The sequence below is a fragment of the Rhizobium sp. 11_C7_N12_5 genome, from assembly GCF_051811145.1.
GTDB lineage: Bacteria > Pseudomonadota > Alphaproteobacteria > Rhizobiales > Rhizobiaceae > Rhizobium > Rhizobium lusitanum.
In genome coordinates, this window is record NZ_JBPWPY010000004.1 from 136,783 (window position 1) to 156,233 (window position 19,451).

The following is a 19,451-nucleotide window of genomic DNA, read 5'->3' on the forward strand; positions in this document are numbered from 1 at the left end:
CCCATGATTGAGCTTAAGAAAAACAAGATCCAAGCAATGAAGAGAGCAAAGTCGAGGAACAACGCGAGTTCGGCAATCGAGGACGGAGCAAGCATATCCAAAGAAGTAACACGTTATCGTTTAACGGTGGCATTGAAGGACGCTGCGTTATGATTGCACCCTCGATCCTTCGCGAATGCAGCCCGAAATCATTCAACCGTTCGGTGTCGATTTGTCCGTTACATTGCCAAGAAGCCCGGTCACCGTACATCCGAGATCGGCAAGTAGGCCGTCCTTCAAACCATAGACCCAGCCGTGGATCGCAACATTATTACCGGCCTGCCAGGCCGCCTGGAGCGTCGGGGTACGGGCAAGTCGTTTTACCTGTGCGGCGACGGAGGCCTCGCAAAGTCGATCAAGCTCTGAGTCCGTCCAGGCGTTGCAGCCCCTGCACTCGAACGCCTGTTCCGCCGCCTCGCGCACAGGCTGCAGCCAGTGGTCGATAAGGCCGTAGCGCTCTTCGTTGACGGCGGCGCGTATTCCGCCGCAACCATAATGCCCGCAAACGATGATATGCCTCACGCCAAGCTGGTGCACGGCATATTCCACCACGGACAGCATGTTCAGATCGGCGGGGTGGATGAGGTTAGCGACGTTACGGTGTACGAAGACCTCACCCGGCTCCAGGCCGGTGATGACATTGGCGGGCACGCGGCTGTCGGAGCAGCCTATCCACAGATAGTCCGGCTGTTGCAACTTCGACAGCCTCTCGAAGTAGTCAGGCTTTTCAGCCTTGCGCTCAGTAGCCCACACCCTGTTCCTGGCAAAGAGGTCTTCAATCATGACAAAACTCGCCGTTCAGAAACCGAGGCTCCGTGCGCCATCGATCACATGCCTAAACATTGCGGCCCCCCCCGTGCATTGAGGCAACCCAATGATTATTGGTCCGTAACCGCCTCCGATCGGGCACCAAAATATGGGCGTCGCTCGAGTTCGGCGGTTTTCAGAGAGCTTCTCAAGCGCAACAAGTCCTTGCGGGCTATCAGGCCAACGAGCTTGCCCGTTGGCCGATCCACAATCGGGATACGACCGGTATCGGCGGCAAGCATAAGATCGGCAATGAACCCCACCGTGTCGTCTGGATGACCGACGGGGAGTGAGCTATCGGAAATGCTCTCTCTGAGACTTTGGCCTGCCAGACCTTCGTCCCCCTGCCAGCGCAACACATCGGCGCGAGAGACCACGCCTGCAAGCAGGCCACTATCTTCAACGACCGGATAGACGCGATGGTTCTTTTCTGGAGATGCAAAGAAGCTGCAAGCTTCTCCGACACTCATGTTCGCCGGTAGCGTATCGACTTGCCGGATCATAATTTCGGATGCCCGTGTCAGTTCGAAGGGATCGATGCCGTATTCGCGGGTGATGTGCTGGCCGCGGCGCGCAATCTTTTCGGTCAGAATGGAGCGGCGCAGCAAGAGGACGGTCACTGCATAGGCGGTGACCGTCGCAACAAGCAACGGCACCAGCGTGTTGATGTCGCCGGTAATTTCTATGGCAAAGAAAGTGCCGGTCAACGGAGCGCGCATCGTGCCCCCCATCATGGCCGCCATGCCGAGAAGAGCCCAGAAGCCGGGATCTCCGGGAAAAAACAGTCCAACGAGCCAACCGAGAGCGCCGCCGAGGATAAGGAGTGGCGCTAGTACACCCCCTGAAGTTCCGGAGGATAGCGCAACTAGCCAGATCCCTGCTTTAACGAGCAGGATCGCAAGGACTGCTTTGGCAACGATGTGGCTGCCCAACAGATCCGAGATGATGTCGTAGCCGACGCCGAGAGCGCGCGGTTCGATTAACCCACCGAGACCGACGACCAAACCACCGACGGCAGGCCACCACATCCAATGGATCGGCAGCCGCTCGAAGGCATCCTCTATTTTGTAAAGCAACGTCGTAAGCAGCCCGGACTGCAGGCCGGAGATGATGCCCAACGCAACGCAGAGAAACATACTCCACCACGGAAGATGGTTCTGGAAATTGGTCGGGAACAGCGGACCCTGTCCGAACAGGAGCGGCCGCCAGTAGATCGAGACGCAAGCTGCCACGGCGACTGGAATGAAGCTGCGCGGTTTCCATTCAAACAACAGCAATTCGACGGCCAGCATGACAGCCGCAATCGGTGATCCGAAAATCGCCGTCATGCCGGCCGCTGCACCTGCCACCAGCAGCGTTTTGCGTTCCGCAGCACTCATGTGGAAACATTGCGCAAATAGCGAGCCGATTGCACCGCCGGTCATGATGATCGGACCTTCAGCGCCGAAGGGGCCGCCGGTTCCAATGGAGATGGCCGATGAAAGCGGCTTCAGGAGGGCGACCTTTGGCGACATTCGACTGCCGCCAATCAAGATGGCCTCTATGGCTTCGGGAATACCGTGCCCCCGGATCTTTTCAGAGCCGAAGCGAGCCATCAGGCCGATGACCAGACCGCCGATCACGGGAGCCGCCACCATCCAGGCCGATCGTGGTGCATTGGCAAGTGACGCTGCCTGAGTGCTGAAATGCCCAAACCACACCACGTTCGTCACGAGTGAGATCAGATCGACCAATACCCAGGCCGCCAATGCGCCGCCAGTGCCGACAATGATCGCCATGCCGATCAGGAGCAGGACGCGTTTGTCCGTGGTGAAGTCGCCAGCCTCCCGTCGAGCAAGCCCGCCAGTGAAGTCATGTTGACGATAGTGTGGTCTGCTTTCCGGGTTTTTCAATGCGTTGTCTCCAGATCACGCTGCTGTCAGCGGAGGAATATTTCTCATCGGCGCTTCGCATATATCGTGATACGATATAAATCAATATGTTTGTGACCGATGGAGTTGGAACATGACCACAAAAACACATGAGGATGCCCTTTCGCCGGGGGATTATGAGGCCCTTGCCGATCTGCGCTACGCGCTGCGAAGATTTACCGAGTTCAGCAATGCGGAAGTTTCGAACCTCGGCATGACGCCACAGCAACATCAAGCACTGCTTGCAATTAAAGGGTTGCCACCCGAAAAGGAGATGACCATCGGCATGCTCGCCGAACGATTGCTAATTGCGCCGCATTCGGCAACGGAGCTCGTGAACAGGCTCTCCGATGCGGGCTACATTGAGCGTCTGTCAAGCAAGGATGATGGCCGGCGTCAGATCGTGAGACTGATGGACAAGGCCGACGGCATTCTGGCAAAGCTCAGTGGTGCGCATCTTCATGAGATCAGGGAGATGGCTCCGGAGCTGATGCAGGCACTTCGCATCCTCCAGGATCGGCGCAAACTGGAGAAAATCGCCTGGATGGCATAGGTCTGGGTGGCTAGGGGCGACGCAAATACTGAGATCGTGACGATGACGAAAGAAACTTTGAGTGGTAGCGATTATGAAGCGCTTGCCAATCTGCGCCACACGCTACGGAGATTTATGGATTTCAGCACATCGGCTGCCCAGGAAGAAGGACTTCCGAGCCAGCAGCACCAGGCGTTGCTCGCGATCAAGGGGCATCCCGTCGATGCCGCCATGACCATCGGATTGCTGGCGAACCGTCTGCTGATCGCGCCACACACGGCAACAGAGCTCGTTGGGCGACTGAGTGCTGCCGATTTGGTGACCCGGCACTTAGATCCGCAGGACAAGCGCCGGCAGACATTGACGTTGACCGCGAAGGCGGACGCAGTCCTGCTGCGGCTCAGCGCTGTCCACCTGAAGGAAATCCGGGAAATGGCACCTGAACTGATCGGGATCCTTCAGCGCCTGCAGGCTAAAATCTCTTAGAGACGGCGGCGGTTCCATCTGGACATTGAAATATATCGTAATGCGATATATTGTCGAATCAGGAGGATGGTTTAATGGCAGAGACGATCGTCGAAACGAAGACCGATTTAGAACTGTTCGCCGAGCGTCTATCGCGGAGTGGCAAACGGAAGCACCCGCCGCAGCATTCACCTACCGCCGACGAACTCGCCGAACTCAAAAGGACACTCTATAGGAGGCTGCAATCTGGTCCCATGGACCTCAGGCTTCTCGCCTTGGAATGGCGATATGACGTTGCGCTTCTGCTCGATCACATGCGCCATTGGATGTATACGGTTGACCGCGATTTCAACCGGGATCCATAGCGGCATGGACAAGCGGCGCGCTCGGTCGCGACTAACGGATCGATCCAGTCGTCTGAGTGAAGCAAGAACCGAGAACGTTGATGGAAATTCGGGAGACGCTAGATTGAAACATGACTGTGCATATCAAACCAATCTATGAGCCTGCAGTCGAAGGTGACGGTATCCGGATCCTTGTCGACCGGTTATGGCCCCGCGGCGTCAGCAAAAACGACGCTCATATCGACTTCTGGCTAAAGGACATCGCCCCAAGCGCTGAGCTGCGGCGCTGGTTTGAGCACGATCCGAACAAATGGAACGAATTCCGTCGTCGCTACCTGGAGGAGCTCGAGAGAAACGCCAAAACGGTGGACGAACTCAGGGAGAAGATCGGCCAATCGACGGCGACGCTTCTTTACGGAGCGAAAGATGTTGAGCACAACCACGCCATCGTGCTGATGGATTTCATCACCAGGCAGTGAGTCGAGATGGTGTTCGTCCGCGACGACGTGCTTGAACAGAATGTCTGGACGGTAACGACCAAAGCCGCGCCCGCATCAAGATGAGGACGGTCGCGCACTGCTGCGAAGGAAAGTCATCTCCTCGTGGCGGATCTGATTCTCATCGTCTAGAACGACGCGCCATAGTCTATTGCCAAATCGCAGGGACAGGCGCCTCGTGCCTTCATTGTCCGCTGTGCCCACCTCTACTGAGGACGTAATCGAGCCTCGCTGCATATGGCCGCGAAAGTCGCTCAGTGATAGACCGAACCGATCGGCAATCTCCGAGGAGTCTACGATAAAGTCTCCATTTTGCGCACGCTCGACAAACATCGTTGACCCTCTTTTCCCTCGGACGTGAAAACGTTATTCAGCGATATTAGAGAATGATCAATCATTGTCATTCTTAAAATAGAAATTATAGTTGCGACAAGGGAGCAATCTTCGACAGCGTCTGACGGCCAGCAATACCTCCTGCGCTTGCTTGCGACCCATCAATCTACCGGTGACGCGCAACGCCGCAAGCACCAGCTCCAATTCGTGAAAGGCAATTCATTGGTGTCGATCAACAAGGACTTCAGAACGATTGCGGCCGCAAACGGGATCGCCGACGACATCGCCTATGGTGCCGTCACCCCGCCCCTTTACCTCTCAAGCAACTTCGCCTTCCGGCAGTTCGAGCAAGCGCAGGCCTATGAATATTCCAGAACGTCCAATCCGACCCGCGATCTGCTGGCCGATACACTGGCAAAGCTCGAAGGTGGCGCCGGAGCCGTGGTGACCTCATCCGGGATGGCCGCCGTCAATCTTGTCCTCGGGCTCCTGAAGCCTGGTGATCGAGTAATTGCGCCGCATGACTGTTACGGTGGGACCTATCGACTATTGGCCGCCTTGCAAGACAAGGGGCATTTTGACGTCGAGTTCGTCGATCAAGGCAACCAGGAAGCCCTGGTCTCAGCCTTGAGCCGCGGCGCGACGCTCGTCTTTGTTGAAACGCCGAGCAACCCGCTTATGCGCATCGTCGACATCAATGTCATTGCCCAGCGGACAAAAGCCGTGCAGGCACGCCTTGTGGTCGACAATACCTTCTTATCGCCTGCACTGCAGCGCCCGATCACCCTTGGCGCCGACTTCGTCATCCATTCGACGACGAAGTATCTGAACGGCCATTCCGATGTCGTTGGTGGCGCCGTCGTCGCGGCAAACTCGAATGACGTGGAAGAATTGAAGGCCTGGGCAAATATGATCGGTGTCACGGGATCGCCATTCGATGCCTATCTCACTCTGCGCGGCATTCGGAGCCTTTTTGCCCGGATCGAACGACAGCAGACGACAGCCATGGTCGCCGCTCGCTTTCTCTCGCAGCACCCGCGGGTCGGTGTGGTCCATTATCCTGGTCTGATATCCGATCCCGGCCACGAACTTGCGGCACGACAGCAATCCGGTTTCGGAGCCATGTTGAGTTTCGAACTGAAAGGGGGGCTTGAGGCGGTCCGCAGTTTCGTGGCGGGGCTGAGGATCTTCACCCTTGCCGAATCCCTCGGTGGCGTTGAAAGTCTCGTTGCGCATCCAGCAAGCATGACCCATGCCGGCATGGGTGCCGAGGCTCGCCACGCCGCCGGCATAAAGGAAGGCTTGCTAAGAGTATCAGTGGGTCTGGAGGCAGAAGAGGACCTGTTGTCGGATCTCGCCTTCAGCCTGGCGAACATCGAGTAGTCGGCCAGTCACATGCGCTCGGGGAAGCCGCCTCGAACGCTTCACGCCTATTTCAAGCAACACTGACGGACGCGGCGTTCTTGTTTGGCAGAAGCCGCGCCATGGCACTCAACAGGTCCGTTTGTGATATCAGACCGAGGATTTGCCGGTCGGCATCCACGACGATCACGGCGTGCGTGCGCCCATCCGTCAGAACAGGCAACAGCGACAAAGCTGGATCCCCGGCATCGGCGATGGCGGGCCGCGAGAGCGCCTGCGCGATGGTGCCATTGCTTTCCGACAGCTCGCGCAAACCGACCGTTCCAAGCAACCGGCCCTCTCGGTCCTTCACCGGCAGCGTGCGGACATTATGCTTCAGCAGAAGTCGCCGTGCATGATCCGGCTCGGCATCCCAGTCGATGCCGATGACATCGCGCGACATGACGTCGGCGCAGCGAATGTCTCCATGCGATCGCACCGCCGCCTGCTGTTCGACCTGCCGCAACAGGCGGCTGAGATCTGCCCGGTCGATATCGAAGGTCTCGTCAAGCACTTCCAACGCCGAGTCGAGGTCTTCCTCCTGAAAACCTACGCGCAAAGGCGGCGGCACATCGCGCGTCTGATGGGTATTCTTCGCGGGCTTTGCGACGACATGGGGATAATTGCGTCTGGAGAGCTTGTGGAACAGCAGCCCGAGGCCAACGAGTATGCAAGAGTTCAAGGCAACCGGCACAAATGGAAACAGGAACCCCCAGCCTGCAACGACCGGGCCACCGAGGACGGCTGTCAAGGCGGCGGCACCGCCTGGCGGATGCAGGCACCGGGTGAACGACATCGCACCGATCGCAAGCGAGACGCCGACGCCGATCGCGATGATCGGATCATGAATGAGGTAGGCTGCGATAATACCCATCATGGCGGAAATGGTATTGCCGCCAATGATCGACCACGGTTGAGCAAGCGGACTTGCAGGCACCGCAAAAAGCAGCACTGCGGACGCACCCATTGGCGCAACGATGAGCGGAAGTTGTGGCCCCTGCCCGAAAAGATAGCCGCTGATGACGCCGGTAAGGCCGATGCCGATCAGGGCGCCAAGACAAGCGATCAATCGCTCGCGTAAGGTTGCGCCGGCAAGGATCGGGGCAAACAAGCGGAACCGGCTGGATCCCGCCTTCTGGGAATCTGAATGCTGCATGGTGAAACCAGTTTTGGGAAGGGCAACTCGTCAATGATGGGTAGAACCTCGCCTAGGTCATCATCAGCCGCGGCCCCCTGCCCTTGGCGGTGCCAAGGACTTCATGAAACGCATTGAACGCGCTCGGGCGATCGTTTTTACGATAGATGAGGACCGTATCGACGGTCGCGAGTTGATGCGTCGGCGACGGCATTGGCCAATGCATGAGATCAAGAACCGACTTTGGCATCACGCCGGCCGCATTGCCGGTCGCCACACTAGCCAGGATCGCATGATAGGAGCCAAGCTCGGTGGTTTGCAAAGCGCTCGACTTGCGTGCCCAACCTTCGGCGATCCTTCGATAGGTGCATCCGGGTTCCAAAGCCGCAATTGATCGGACCCGCAAGTCGGCGGCCGATCGGATCGATGGATGACCGGATGGCAATACAAGCAATAGATCCTCGACAAACACCGGCTCGGCCTCAAGCTGTTCGAGTTCAGCATCAAGACCTGCATCTTCATCCAGCATCGCCTTGGGTGGCCAAGCGATCAGCGCGCAGTCTAAAACATCTAGCAGAACACCTCGGGCAAGATCACGGGACGCGCCAAGGGTTAGTTGGAGCGATATATCCGGCCACATCTGATTGAATTGGCTAAGTGCCGCGGGCAATCGGCTTGCCGCTGTACTTTCCATCGTTCCCAAACGCAATGTGCCCGATGGGCGCAAGGGCCTGACCGCCTGACGTGCTTCAAGTGCAAGCGCGGCAAGCCGATTGGCATAAATCAGAAACGTCTCGCCTTCTTTCGTCAGCGTCATCTTCTTGCCGTCGCGGCTGAAGAGCAAGACGCCAAGATAGTCCTCCAACTGCTGGGTCCGCGTCGTCACATTCGATGGCACGCGCCCGAGAGCTTTCGCGGCCCTGGTGACGCTTCGCTCACTGGCGACGGCGAGGAATATCTCTATCGATGAAAGGTCCAACGGAAAGATCTCGATTCAGGAATTAAGTTGCTCTATCATTCCCTATATAAAAATCATTGTCGCAGCTCAAGCATGTTTCGACATCGAGCCATGGAATGGGAGCGTTAAGGAGCGGATGGCAAAATCAGATCAAACGGACGAAATAGCCCACGAATACGCGTCACCCGCCTGCATGCTGCAGGAAGTCGACCCGGCTTATAGCGGTATCTCGTCCAGCAAGGACCGGGTCCCGGATATTTTCGCATGGCGAAAGGTGCAACGGCAAAGGCTGATCGACGAGCGAAAGGCCTTGTCGCTCGCACAACGCAAAGACTATGCGCGCTTAATCGCGGCTTATCTCGATCAGATCGTCACGGATGTCGCTGGCAAGCATGTCAGCCTGTTCTGGCCATTCCTGGGAGAGCCGGATCTTCGAGGATGGATGGCGGCCTTGACGGCCCGCGGCGCGGATTGCCTGCTGCCTGTGGTCATCGCCAAAGCAAAACCCCTGCTCTTCCGATCATGGAAAATGGGTGAGCGGCTTGAACGCGGGGTATGGAACATCCCGGTGCCGGCAGAAGGCAAAGAAGCCGTTCCAGACGTCGTCATAGCACCGCTCGTCGGCTTCGATGCACGCTCATTCCGGCTTGGTTACGGAGGTGGATTTTTCGATAGAACCCTCGCCGCCCTCGACCGCAAGCCTCTGATCATCGGCGTCGGCTTTGAATCGCAAAGAATCGAAACCATTCACCCCCTTGCTCACGATATTCCGATGGATGTGATCATCACCCAGGTCGGAGCGTACTGTCGATGAACTCCTGCGCAATACCTTTTCCACAAGGGCTCTATTCATGCCGGCCAATCTGGTAAACGAGCTGTTGCTGGTTCTCTCAATCGCTTGGAGCTGGAATGCCTTTATTCGGGTCTTCGACCCGAAGGCTCAAACACGACTACTACTATCGTTCAAGACGAGCGTTGCATCCAGTGTAGCCGTCGCGGCAACTGGTTTCGGCTTCCTTTACTATGGTCCAATAAGCGGTAGCGTCGTTTTTGGCTTCGGCATTGGTCTCTCATGCCTTTGGTCTTCAAAGCCAACCGATCCGGCACCAGTCATGCTGTCGTCAATTTCCATGCTGTTGTTTCTCGCAAGGGTTTAAGTCATAGGCTTTCGCGAGAGTGCGAAGCAGAGCGGCAGTCGCTCTTAAAATAGGCAATGGCCACCGCCGGCCGCCCGTTTATCTCTTGGGACGTGGTCTTTCTGTTTTGGCATATGAATTGCGTCTTCATCGGAAGGCCGCCTGAAGAGACCATATTCATGTTGCAAATTTTGCCTTCATTGCTTTTGAGCGTCGCGCTTGGCTTGAGCTGGAATAGGTTTCTGCTCACGTTTTCCGGCCGGAACGACATCCTTCAAAACGAGATGCCGATGACGATGGTGGCCGCAGCCGTCAGCCTGTCCGCGCTTGGCCTCTCCATTGCCGACCAGGGATTATTGCTGGGAGCCGCAATTGTCCTACTTGGCTTGGGGCTTGCGGGCATCAGCAAAAGCTTTTCCAGTCCCATTGTCGGACTATCGATCGTCAGTCTTGCCACCTATCTGCAGTTGACACCGCATACCCACTAACCCTCCTGACGTTCGAGAGCCGCGCAAAAAGCACGCCTTGGATGAAAACGAGACCGCTAGCCTCTCCACCAAGTGCAACGTAGTCGGGCTTTCGCCAGCCGTGCCGTACATCAAATGGACGTTTCCACTACGGTAGTCTCTCGCGCAAAAAGCCGCTATCAAACTGACCAGCACAGCGAAGCTGATGGATAAGAAAATTGCGGCACCCTAGAGAAATGCGGTGACCGCCATACCAATCACTGCAGCGAGCATGGCGAGGCACGAAGCCCAACCAAATGTTTTCAAAACGCCTTTGACAACAAACTGCTTCATGACTTTTGGATTGGAGGCGATCAGCATCAGGATCACCATGACGGGGACGGCGACCACACCGTTGATCACCGCACTCCAGAACAGGGCCTTCATCGGCGAGATCGGCGTGAAGTTCAACAGCAGCCCAACCACGGTCGCCAGCCCGATGGTCGTGTAGAAGGCCTTCGCCTCGCTCGGCTCCCGTGATAGCCCCACTTTCCAGCGCGCCGTCTCGCCGATAGCATATGCCGCCGAACCGGCGAGAACAGGCACGGCCAACAGCCCTGTTCCAATAATGCCTGTTGCGAAGATAATCTTGGCGAATTGCCCGGCTAGCGGCTCGATGGCTTTCGCGGCATCGACGGAACTCTCGATGTTGGTCGTACCCGCCTTGTTGAGCGTGGCGGCGGTCGTTGTGATGATAGCAAGCGCGACGACATTGGATGCGGCCATGCCGATCAACGTATCCAGAGTAATTCGTGTATTCGCTTTCTTGGCCTCCTGCGGGTGCTCGATCAGCGCCTCCTCACGGGGCTTTTCCTTCAGATCCTCCGCTTCCTGAGAGGCCTGCCAGAAAAAGAGATAAGGACTGATGGTCGTCCCGAAGATGGCGACGATCATCGACCAATAACTCGGATCCATCTTGAATGTCGGCAATACGAGCCCGCGTGCGAAGCTCGACCAATCCACATGCACGACAAACAGCGTTGCGATGTAGGAAAGCAATGCCAGACTTAACCACTTCAAGACAGCGACATAGCGCTTGTATTTGAGAAAGACCTGCAGAAGGATACATATGATGCCGAAAGCGGCGACATAGAGGAGCGCGTAGCCATTGATGAGCAAATGCGCCGCATCTCCCATTGCGCCAAGATCTGCGCCGAGATTGATGATATTGGCGATCAGAAGGGGAACTGTTACGGCGACGCCGACCCAGCCCGGATAGCATTTCGCCATGCTGCCTGCCAGCCCGCGACCCGTGGTCCTTCCGATGCGCGCGCTGATCATCTGTATGGCCACCATCAGCGGATACGTGAATATCAAAGTCCAGCTGGCCGCATAGCCGAACTGTGCTCCGGCCTGCGAATAGGTCGCTATCCCGCTCGGGTCATCGTCCGACGCACCGGTGACCAACCCCGGGCCGAGGATTTCCAAGATTCGTGGTTTTGAAGATTCGACAAGAACACTCCTGTCGTCCAAATCGTAGTCGCTCATGGAGTCTCCCAGCAAACGCCGACACGGCGCGCTTGCGCCGGCCACAGTTCTAATGAATCGCGCTTGCCGCCTGTTTGTTCCAAACAAGAAGGAGACGAAAAACGATATGAGCTCAAGACCTTGGTTCCTGTGGTCGCTCCGTCCCTGCGTGCGCGTTCACACTATTAATCCTCGGAAGAACGTTCGGCTCGCGTCTCAATTTGCGTGTTCGAGAGGAGGCGGATCATCAGATAGCCCGCCTTCAGAAAAGAAGAAACTTCAATGGCCGACAATGAACACAAGAACGAGGGCAAGTGCCGCAAGCGCGCTCACAGAATCTAGGAAGAAGGGCTGGCGGCCCGACGGTTGTCGTCTCGAACATTGGCAATGAGCGGAGGAGGAGCGCGAGCGCGAGGCCAATCCTCCAGCAATCCAAGACGGCAATGGCTCAGGGCGACCGAGCCTTTTCTGAAAACGGGCCGCTTGAATATTCCTCGAGATGGGTGCCGCTATTGACCTCTAGCCTTCGGCATTTCTACGGCAACGTACGAAATCGTCATGGTCAATGCCAACTGCACCACCGGGATCCTGTCCGGCCCAGCGATTTCAACGACGAGCCGTTCCCCGTCTTTTCTTGGAATTCCGTCCGCAGCCATTTCCGCGAGTATCTTCTTTGCCTCATCAACAGCGGCCAGCAGATCTGGAAAGTCCAGACCATTCTCGTCCTCCCAGGCGCTCTCGCTGTCTCGCGTCAAAAAGTAAAATACCGTCATTTCCTGATCCAAAGAGGTGTGGCAGCAACGCACGCAAACAATATGAGGCATTGCATCTTTACGTCCAAGTGCTTAACCCACTCGATAAGTGTGCCATAGCGGGCGATCTCCTAAGGCTCGATGGCTTGCGCTGACGAGAAATGACCGGCATCGAGCGGGGTATCTTCCATCATCTAGTCGGCTTCGACGATGATCCGCTGGATCGCTTCGCATTTGTTGCTGCCTGCCGCCTTTCCAAGGAGCTCGAAGTCTCGCTCCAGACGTTGAACGTGACCTTAGGTTTGATCCCGATGATGAAGAAGGCCGTCCTTGCCTTCTTTCCCCTGAGCGGCACGGGCCATCTTGGAGAAGAAGCCCGCCGATGCGGGCTTCTTCCGAATTCCTTAAGAATTCTTATGGCTCTGCTGCCCAGCCTTCACATGCTGTTCATGAGAGCCGCCGCGTTCGCCGCCGGACTGCTGGTCCTTTTGCGACGAAGCCTGTTTCGTATCGGTATTCTTGTGGCTCTGTTCGCCCGCCTTGACGTGCTGTTCGTGGGAGCCGCCTCTATTATTGGTCATGGTGTTTCTCCTCTAGCTTAGTTGCGAGACCTCTTTTAGTCTCGCCCTGACCAACAGCCGGACGACGATTTGGTTCCCCTTATCTCCACAATAATCGAATGACGGACGGATGGTTATGGAATGAGGGCTAACCTACCGAATACATCTCCCGTCTCCATCTTGCGATGTGCAGGAATGACCTGGTCCAAGGCGAATACCTCGGCCACGACAGCTTTCAGTTCTTTCCGACTTGCCGCAGCGAATAACTCCGCCACAACTGCACGTCGAGCTGCCGGCTCAACCGTATGTGCGCTAAAGGTGGCAAATGAAAGTGATTTCTGGAAAGCTGCATACATCCCCGCAGCAAAATCCGCTGGAGGAAAACCGGCGATGGCACCAACTGCCACCATGCGACCGTTGGAATTGAGCCGGCTAAAGTAGGATGCGAGTTCCGGCCCGCCAACGATGTCTATGATCACGTCATACCCCGATGGCGAGCCCCGGCCATCGCCAGTTCGATCAAGGACGATGCTGGCTCCAAGTTTGCGCAGGCAGTCGCCCCGTTCGGGCGAAGAGGCGGTGACGGCAATGATACCGGCGCCAGCGCGAACAGCGAGTTGGACCGCCATGACGCCAATGCCTCCAGCTGCTCCACGCACAAGTACCGACTCTCCTGGGACGAAATGGGCGTGACGAATGGCAAAGTGTGCCACGATCCCAGAGCTTCCGAGCGTTACCGAATCCACTGGCGACAGATTAGACGGCAGTATGACAATGTCCTCGACTGGCATCCTCACCTTCTCTGCGTAGCCACCACCAGACCCGGTGAATGCCCACACGCGCTTTCCTATCCATGAAACATCAACGCCAACGCCGACCGCAGATATTTTTCCTGCCACCTCGCTCCCCGGAATAAATCCTTCCCTGAATCCGAAGGCGGCCAGCGCACCGCTACGAATCATTTTATCGACTGAGCCAACGCCGACAGCCTCCACGGCGATCACGACCTGTCCTTCGGCTGGCATTGGATCAGGACAGCTAATAATCGATAGTCCTTCAGGACCACCGAAATTTTTGACCACAACTGCTCTCATAGGCTGCCTCCATGTGCGACGAGCGTTAAAAGTCGTCGGATCTCTTGCGGACGAAACGTTCGTCAGAAACGTAACGTGCTTTACAGAGCCTGCAAGAATGGACAGTTATGTTCATAGGGAACATCGATGACCGCGCTTGGAGCTTCGAATGACGGATAAAGGGATTGGGTTGAACGAACTTGCCGAACTTGGCCCGCACGGTCAGCAGAGCTGTCTGGCTCACGCGCAAATCCTTCAACGACTGGGCGACAAGTGGACGATCTTGGTCGTTGGTGCCTTGGTTGCAGGACCAGTGCGTTTTAACGCACTTCTGCGAGCAATCCACGGCATCTCGCACCGAATGCTCACTCTGACGCTACGAGGATTGCAGCGCAGCGGCGTGGTTTCCCGCAGGACTTATCCAACGACGCCGCCAAAGGTAGAATATGAGCTAACGCCACTGGGCCACTCACTCGTTGAGCCGCTGCGCCATATCGTTGTCTGGGCGCAGCACAATGAGCAGCGCATCACCGCTGCGAGAGCGATATTTGACCATCACGATGGGGCGAATGGGTAGCGCGATGAGTGTGGCCAGGCAACCATCCCTCCGATATCGGGCTAGTTGACACTGTCAAGACCTTGCCGGCGATGGAAGCGCTTGGTCGTACCGTCGCCGGCGAGGAGATCTTGAAGAACTCCTTTGCAAACTTCGCGTTCGAGAACTTCGAGATCGCTGCCCATAGGTGATTGCTGAGAGTTGCCGAGGCTGACGGATACCGTGCGGCGACGGCCGGGCTGCAGGCGAATCTCGCTGCGGGCCAGTCAACGTCGAGGCGAATAAGGGATTGTGAAATATACAATCTGAAGCTGTTTCCCGTTCTTCTGCCTTTTCGCGATCGGCGCCCGTCGCCAATCGCTTTTTTTACCATATCCGCAGCCCGCCCATTAAAATGCGGGGAATTGTATTATTAATTAATGCCACGCGCTGATATATGTGTAACCTTAGATGAGCAGGCTGGAAACAGGCTGAATTCAATCCTACGTTGAATTGAGCCTGGCGTTAGCCCTGCAGAGTTCGTCCGGGCGGAGCGGTGCAGAATGAACCAGGCAATTGAGGTTCGAGAGCGGGCCAATCAACATATGGTCGGTTTAAATCCTCAAAATGCAAGTCCGCGAAAAGTGGTTATGCCGGTTAGGCTGCTCATTCGAGTGCATTGCGGCGGAAATTTTGAGTGATATTCATCCTTATTGGTTGATACGTTATCCAACATGCATCTGCCTCGTTCCTATGCGAGTCGCATGAAGCAGCCTCCATTGGTCAAGGGAGGCCTCTCTGCGAGAAGCGCTCAACGCGTGCAAGAGCATCTCCAGCGAAATTTTTCGCAAAAGATACTTGTTGCGGAGCTCGCGGCGGTCGCCGGCATTTCGCCGAACCATTTCATCGTGCGGTTTGCCAAGACGTTTGCCATGCCGCCGCATCGGTATGTCATTAATCTGCGCCTGTATTTTGCGGAAAAGCTGCTTGTCGGAGGCCGACTTCCGCTTTCCGAAATCGCCTATTTGGCGGGTTTTTCCGATCAAAGCCACCTGGCAACCACCATGAAGCGCTATCGGGGAAAAACGCCGACGGAACTTCGGTTCATACGTTAAAGGACGCGAATGCAAGCCGCAGAGCCTGATCACTCCTGCAGACATCGCGTGTTGCTATTGACGACCATCCTGCCGGATAGGGCATCACTAACAAACATATAGTCTTCTCAATGACGTAATGCCCTATGATCGAACGGCCGCGCCATCGTTTCGGCGCAGGTGTCAGAAGAACGGTCACCGGAACCCTATTGTGCTGTCAACGTTTAGCCTCTGCAAGCGTGAGGGATGGCCGCGGTGAGCGCTCATTTACTTGCGACGTGCGCGGGTCCTGCTTCCCTCAAGAGAGCCGCCGACGGGAGCCGGAACGGTTGCTCGTCCCAGGCCAAGTAATGGACGACCGGAAAGGCAAGTTGAGGAATTCTCGATGCATCTGACGAACACGAAAGCTACACACGGGATAGACTTCTGGAAGGTCGATTTCATCGGCGACCAGGGAGAGCGGGTCACCGTTATTGTACCAGAAGGCGAAGCTTCCCAAGAAGATAGCGCCATCAACCGGGCGAAAGCGATGATGGTCGAATTAACGGCGTTCGGAACCCGTGGCGGAGCTAAAAGCTTGAACAAATACGACGCCATGAGCAACGGAAACTTCGACAACGGAGGTTTGCCCTCGGATCCGCGACATTAGCGCCTGTGGTTCCCAAATGGCGTCCCATCGAACCACTATGGGATCGCTCGGCAGCAAGGTGACAGAGACGACTTCTAGTGGATAGACGCAGAAGTCGGAGCGTTGATCCGCGTGGCCCATACCCCGACATAAGTTCCAATTAGCATGGTAGAAAGGTCTTCAACCGTACGGCAACCGCCGTCGAAGAGCTTTCGAGCCGCACTTGTCAAAGTGTTCGACGCTTGCTCGTCCGGTTCGACCGAATAGAATGTGAACCATGCGTTGACGGCCTCGGAAAGCATGCGAAAGTCCGTATCCGATTGCGGGTTTCTCATCTCGCACCTCCTATCAGGTTTTGCAGATAGGGTCCGCTGGTGCTCGGTCAAGCGAGCACGACGACGTAGGACGCTGCCATGCCAATTTCCTGGCTTTAAAGCCCTGTCGCCTTAAGAGCTTTGAGGTTCAGCGATAACGAGAGGCGCGGGATTGAGGATGCTGAAAACGAAGAGGCCGCGCATCGCCGGCCGCCAGCCGTGCCTTTGCCGACAAGGCGTCTCTCTCAACTCTAAGCGGCGGGAAGTACAAATGGCTCTCATCGAGCGGCGAGCGTTGTGCTGGATCGAAATCCCCGTGATGCCGGACCTGATTGGCGGCGGACGTCCCTTTTGTCCCCCGGCGGCAGTCCCTGCGAAACCGCGGCTGCGTTCGGTGCGAATTTGCGGCCGTGGCTGTGCCTGCAGTGTGCCCTTGTTCGGCATCGACCCCGGGGTTCTCTGATGAGTAAATACGCCGATCGCGCGGCTTGCGGTCCGAATTATATTAATACTTCCATTGCAAAGCTTCGATCGAGTTGCATTAAACCGATGACAAACAACCGATGTCCTGAGCAAAGCTCGACCGCCGGTTTGAATCGTTCGAGCTTCCCGTCTTAAACAATAGTCAGCGGTCCTTGTTCGTAATAGGGGTGTCGAGGAAACGGGCCAGACGATGCCAACCGTCCGCTCTGCATCTGTCGTATTACGATTCGCGCGATAACATCCAAAGACATCGCTTGATTTTCAGGCTGACTTCCCGCATGTGCCGTCTTGTCGTTTCGGCCTTCGTTGTCCGCAAGTCTGATATTGAATGCATATCGAGAAACCCGTGGCGTCGATCTCATGAAACCCAACAATCTGAATGTACTGGTGATTGATGAGAACCGCATTCGCGCATCCATCATTGAAGAGGGGTTGCGGGACGCAGGCTACGATAGCGTTACAATCATCGCGGACATGACCGGTCTAGTCAGGCGGATCGCAGAGATCAATCCTGATGTGATTGTCATCGATCTCGAAAACCCCAACCGCGACATGTTGGAAAGCATGTTTCAGATATCGCGCGCGGTAAAGCGGCCCATCGCCATGTTCGTGGACAAGTCCGACGAGGCGTCGATCGAGGCTGCTGTGGACGCTGGGGTTTCAGCATATATCGTCGACGGTTTAAAGCAGGAACGTGTTCGCCCTATCCTGAAGATGGCGATTAGTCGCTTCAACGCATTTTCGCGACTGAGCCGAGAGCTTGAAGAGGCACGCGGAGAGCTGGAAAATCGCAAGCTGATTGACCGCGCCAAGGGACTATTGATGCGTGCCCGCGGGCTTTCGGAGAAGGAGGCCTATGTACTCATGCGGCGAACGGCCATGGGTCAGAATAGGAAAATCGTCGAGATCGCTCAGAGCCTCATTACCGCGGCTAGCCTGCTCGATCCGGGAGAAGATGCATGACGAAGAGCAGGTACGAAATCACCGCTGGCTTCTTGCCGCTCTTAGACAGTGCCCTCTTAGTCGTTGCTAAAGAGAAGGGCTTTGCCCAAACGCAGCAAGTGGATCTCACGCTCGTGCGCGAACGCTCCTGGGCAACGATCAGGGACAAATTGGCGGTTGGGCACTTCGAGGTAGCCCATATTCTCGCGCCGATGCCGATCGCCTGCAACCTTGGGCTTACGGCGCCCGCACCGCGAATGATCGTGCCGATGGCACTCGGCCTCGGCGGAAATGCTGTCGCGGTATCGGGTGGCCTCTGGTGGGAAATGGTTGATAACGGTGCGACCGGCAATCTTGATGCGCGATCAAGCGGTGCGGCGCTGCGGCGAGTAATCTCACAACGGATTGGAGACCGGCTTCGCTTCGGTGTCGTGCATCCCTATTCAGGACATAACTACGAACTGCGATATTGGCTTTCTGCAAGCGGTATCGATCCGGACAGAGAAATCGAGATCGTATTCTTGCCTCCTGCAGATATGGGAGATGCGTTGAAAGCTGGCTCCATCGACGGCTATTGCGCCGGCGAGCCATGGAATACGTTCGGCGTACTGAAAAGAGGCGCTCATCTCGCGACGGTCAAGGCAGCAATCTGGAAATCCAGCCCCGAAAAGGTACTAGGTGTGAACGGCCGTTGGGGTGACAGCCATCCTGAGGCCCTCGCCGCGATGCTCAGAGCGCTCTACAATGCGTCGGTTTGGTGCGCCGATGCGGCCCACCACGAGGAGCTTGCCGTGTTGCTTTCGGGGCCAGCTTACATCGACAAGTCCGTGGAATGGCTGCGACCCGCAGTGACTGGCGAACTTAGAATCGGCGGCCGCTATACGCAAACAGTAAAGGACTTTTTTGTCCCGAACGCGAAGGCGGCGACATTTCCCTGGAAGAGCCATGCGCTTTGGTTCTACACGCAGATGGTCCGGTGGGGTCAACTCAAGCATACGGCACCCCATCAGCACGTTGCCGGCAATACCTATAGGCCGGATATTTACCGTAGCGCTCTGAAGACTCTGGGGCTGGCCATGCCGGCCGCAAGCTCCAAGGTGGAAGGCGCCTTGCGCATGGAAACGCCGGTTGGCTCCAGTGGCATGTTGACACTTGGCCCGGACGGCTTTTTTGACGGCACGCTTTTTGATCCCGATCACGTTGATGAGTATGTCGCATCTCAAAAACAGTCGTGAGCCGATGCCTATTTTACGGGCATAGCCTATTTTTTGATAGTTTCTGCCAATGATTTAATCGGCTGGTGGCCTGATTCACGGCAGATTGCGCCAAGAGATATAGAGCCAGCCGCCATTTCGGAACTGGCACGGCACTTGCTCCTCTCTCTGTGAGCCGAAAGGCCGCATTTTTGCGTCCAAAGACGGGCGCCTCAAGCAAAGCCGCTGATCAGGATATTCCGCGTACTTTCGTATGCGAACCCTGACGTGCGGCTTTTTTTGTTTCCAACCTCAACGATGGATTGGCACGACCTTGTCGGGCCTGG

General features: G+C 56.3%; 21 protein-coding genes. 13 read left to right on the forward strand and 8 right to left on the reverse strand.

From position 1 onward, the window contains the following. Positions 1-192 precede the first annotated feature (192 nt). Positions 193-822, reverse strand: coding sequence for a carbonic anhydrase (locus AB8B29_RS35665; RefSeq protein ID WP_051964117.1), 630 nt, complete (start codon positions 820-822; stop codon positions 193-195). A gap of 95 nt (positions 823-917) precedes the next feature. Next, the gene (locus AB8B29_RS35670; RefSeq protein ID WP_439007236.1) at positions 918-2,738 is read right to left on the reverse strand and encodes a chloride channel protein; all 1,821 of its coding nucleotides are present in this window, start codon (positions 2,736-2,738) and stop codon (positions 918-920) included. A 112-nt stretch (positions 2,739-2,850) separates the two neighbouring features. Between AB8B29_RS35670 and AB8B29_RS35675 the strand changes: the two genes are divergently transcribed. The 4 genes from AB8B29_RS35675 to AB8B29_RS35690 all read left to right on the forward strand — a co-directional run bounded on the left by AB8B29_RS35675 (position 2,851) and on the right by AB8B29_RS35690 (position 4,576). Continuing rightward, positions 2,851-3,309, forward strand: coding sequence for a MarR family winged helix-turn-helix transcriptional regulator (locus AB8B29_RS35675; RefSeq protein WP_037199818.1), 459 nt, complete (start codon positions 2,851-2,853; stop codon positions 3,307-3,309). Positions 3,310-3,351: 42 nt separating this feature from the next. Beyond that, a complete protein-coding gene (locus AB8B29_RS35680) occupies positions 3,352-3,774 on the forward strand; it encodes a MarR family transcriptional regulator (protein ID WP_037199855.1) in 423 nt (140 codons plus the stop codon). A gap of 74 nt (positions 3,775-3,848) precedes the next feature. Continuing rightward, positions 3,849-4,118 (forward strand): hypothetical protein, encoded by a 270-nt coding sequence (locus AB8B29_RS35685; protein ID WP_439007237.1) that lies wholly within the window; start codon positions 3,849-3,851, stop codon positions 4,116-4,118. Positions 4,119-4,228: 110 nt separating this feature from the next. Continuing rightward, a complete protein-coding gene (locus tag AB8B29_RS35690; protein WP_439007238.1) occupies positions 4,229-4,576 on the forward strand; it encodes a DUF488 domain-containing protein in 348 nt (115 codons plus the stop codon). 75 nt (positions 4,577-4,651) lie between these two features. On the opposite strand, the gene AB8B29_RS35695 is transcribed toward AB8B29_RS35690, so the two are convergent. Beyond that, positions 4,652-4,927 carry a DUF6522 family protein gene (locus tag AB8B29_RS35695; protein WP_037199815.1) on the reverse strand — a complete coding sequence of 92 codons (276 nt, stop codon included), beginning with the start codon at positions 4,925-4,927 and terminating at the stop codon, positions 4,652-4,654. Between the two features lie 225 nt (positions 4,928-5,152). Between AB8B29_RS35695 and metB the strand changes: the two genes are divergently transcribed. Further along, the gene (metB, locus tag AB8B29_RS35700; protein WP_439007239.1) at positions 5,153-6,310 is read left to right on the forward strand and encodes a cystathionine gamma-synthase; all 1,158 of its coding nucleotides are present in this window, start codon (positions 5,153-5,155) and stop codon (positions 6,308-6,310) included. A gap of 52 nt (positions 6,311-6,362) precedes the next feature. On the opposite strand, the gene AB8B29_RS35705 is transcribed toward metB, so the two are convergent. Both AB8B29_RS35705 and AB8B29_RS35710 read right to left on the reverse strand, forming a co-directional pair. Further along, positions 6,363-7,484: an HPP family protein gene (locus tag AB8B29_RS35705; protein WP_092574684.1), complete on the reverse strand. Its 1,122-nt coding sequence runs from the start codon at positions 7,482-7,484 to the stop codon at positions 6,363-6,365. A gap of 52 nt (positions 7,485-7,536) precedes the next feature. Beyond that, positions 7,537-8,442 carry a LysR family transcriptional regulator gene (locus AB8B29_RS35710; RefSeq protein WP_439007240.1) on the reverse strand — a complete coding sequence of 302 codons (906 nt, stop codon included), beginning with the start codon at positions 8,440-8,442 and terminating at the stop codon, positions 7,537-7,539. Between AB8B29_RS35710 and AB8B29_RS35715 the strand changes: the two genes are divergently transcribed. After that, positions 8,387-9,235 carry a 5-formyltetrahydrofolate cyclo-ligase gene (locus AB8B29_RS35715; RefSeq protein WP_439007241.1) on the forward strand — a complete coding sequence of 283 codons (849 nt, stop codon included), beginning with the start codon at positions 8,387-8,389 and terminating at the stop codon, positions 9,233-9,235. The genes AB8B29_RS35710 and AB8B29_RS35715 overlap by 56 nt on opposite strands. A 399-nt stretch (positions 9,236-9,634) precedes the next feature. Then, complete coding sequence (locus tag AB8B29_RS35720) at positions 9,635-10,045, forward strand: hypothetical protein (protein WP_439007242.1); 411 nt, start codon at positions 9,635-9,637, stop codon at positions 10,043-10,045. 207 nt (positions 10,046-10,252) lie between these two features. Here the strand turns inward: AB8B29_RS35720 and AB8B29_RS35725 are convergent, their stop codons facing one another. Continuing rightward, complete coding sequence (locus AB8B29_RS35725; RefSeq protein ID WP_439007243.1) at positions 10,253-11,551, reverse strand: NRAMP family divalent metal transporter; 1,299 nt, start codon at positions 11,549-11,551, stop codon at positions 10,253-10,255. A gap of 488 nt (positions 11,552-12,039) precedes the next feature. Further along, positions 12,040-12,303 (reverse strand): DUF6894 family protein, encoded by a 264-nt coding sequence (locus AB8B29_RS35730; RefSeq protein ID WP_092574691.1) that lies wholly within the window; start codon positions 12,301-12,303, stop codon positions 12,040-12,042. A 140-nt stretch (positions 12,304-12,443) separates the two neighbouring features. Here AB8B29_RS35730 and AB8B29_RS35735 point away from each other — a divergent pair, with 140 nt between their 5' ends. Continuing rightward, positions 12,444-12,884 carry a hypothetical protein gene (locus tag AB8B29_RS35735; protein WP_167669578.1) on the forward strand — a complete coding sequence of 147 codons (441 nt, stop codon included), beginning with the start codon at positions 12,444-12,446 and terminating at the stop codon, positions 12,882-12,884. Between the two features lie 92 nt (positions 12,885-12,976). Here the strand turns inward: AB8B29_RS35735 and AB8B29_RS35740 are convergent, their stop codons facing one another. After that, complete coding sequence (locus tag AB8B29_RS35740; RefSeq protein ID WP_439007244.1) at positions 12,977-13,936, reverse strand: zinc-binding dehydrogenase; 960 nt, start codon at positions 13,934-13,936, stop codon at positions 12,977-12,979. 148 nt (positions 13,937-14,084) lie between these two features. Here AB8B29_RS35740 and AB8B29_RS35745 point away from each other — a divergent pair, with 148 nt between their 5' ends. The 5 genes from AB8B29_RS35745 (at position 14,085) to AB8B29_RS35765 (ending at position 19,146) form a co-directional block, all read left to right on the forward strand. Beyond that, positions 14,085-14,492, forward strand: a complete 408-nt coding sequence (locus tag AB8B29_RS35745) for a winged helix-turn-helix transcriptional regulator (RefSeq protein ID WP_092574698.1) — start codon at positions 14,085-14,087, stop codon at positions 14,490-14,492. Between the two features lie 776 nt (positions 14,493-15,268). Next, a complete protein-coding gene (locus AB8B29_RS35750; RefSeq protein WP_439007245.1) occupies positions 15,269-15,565 on the forward strand; it encodes a helix-turn-helix domain-containing protein in 297 nt (98 codons plus the stop codon). Positions 15,566-15,929: 364 nt separating this feature from the next. Next, positions 15,930-16,193: a hypothetical protein gene (locus AB8B29_RS35755; RefSeq protein WP_439007246.1), complete on the forward strand. Its 264-nt coding sequence runs from the start codon at positions 15,930-15,932 to the stop codon at positions 16,191-16,193. Positions 16,194-17,329: 1,136 nt separating this feature from the next. Continuing rightward, positions 17,330-17,932, forward strand: a complete 603-nt coding sequence (locus AB8B29_RS35760; protein WP_439007247.1) for an ANTAR domain-containing response regulator — start codon at positions 17,330-17,332, stop codon at positions 17,930-17,932. After that, a complete protein-coding gene (locus tag AB8B29_RS35765; protein WP_439007248.1) occupies positions 17,929-19,146 on the forward strand; it encodes a CmpA/NrtA family ABC transporter substrate-binding protein in 1,218 nt (405 codons plus the stop codon). The genes AB8B29_RS35760 and AB8B29_RS35765 overlap by 4 nt, the downstream gene beginning before the upstream one ends. The last annotated feature ends 305 nt before the right edge of the window (positions 19,147-19,451 follow it).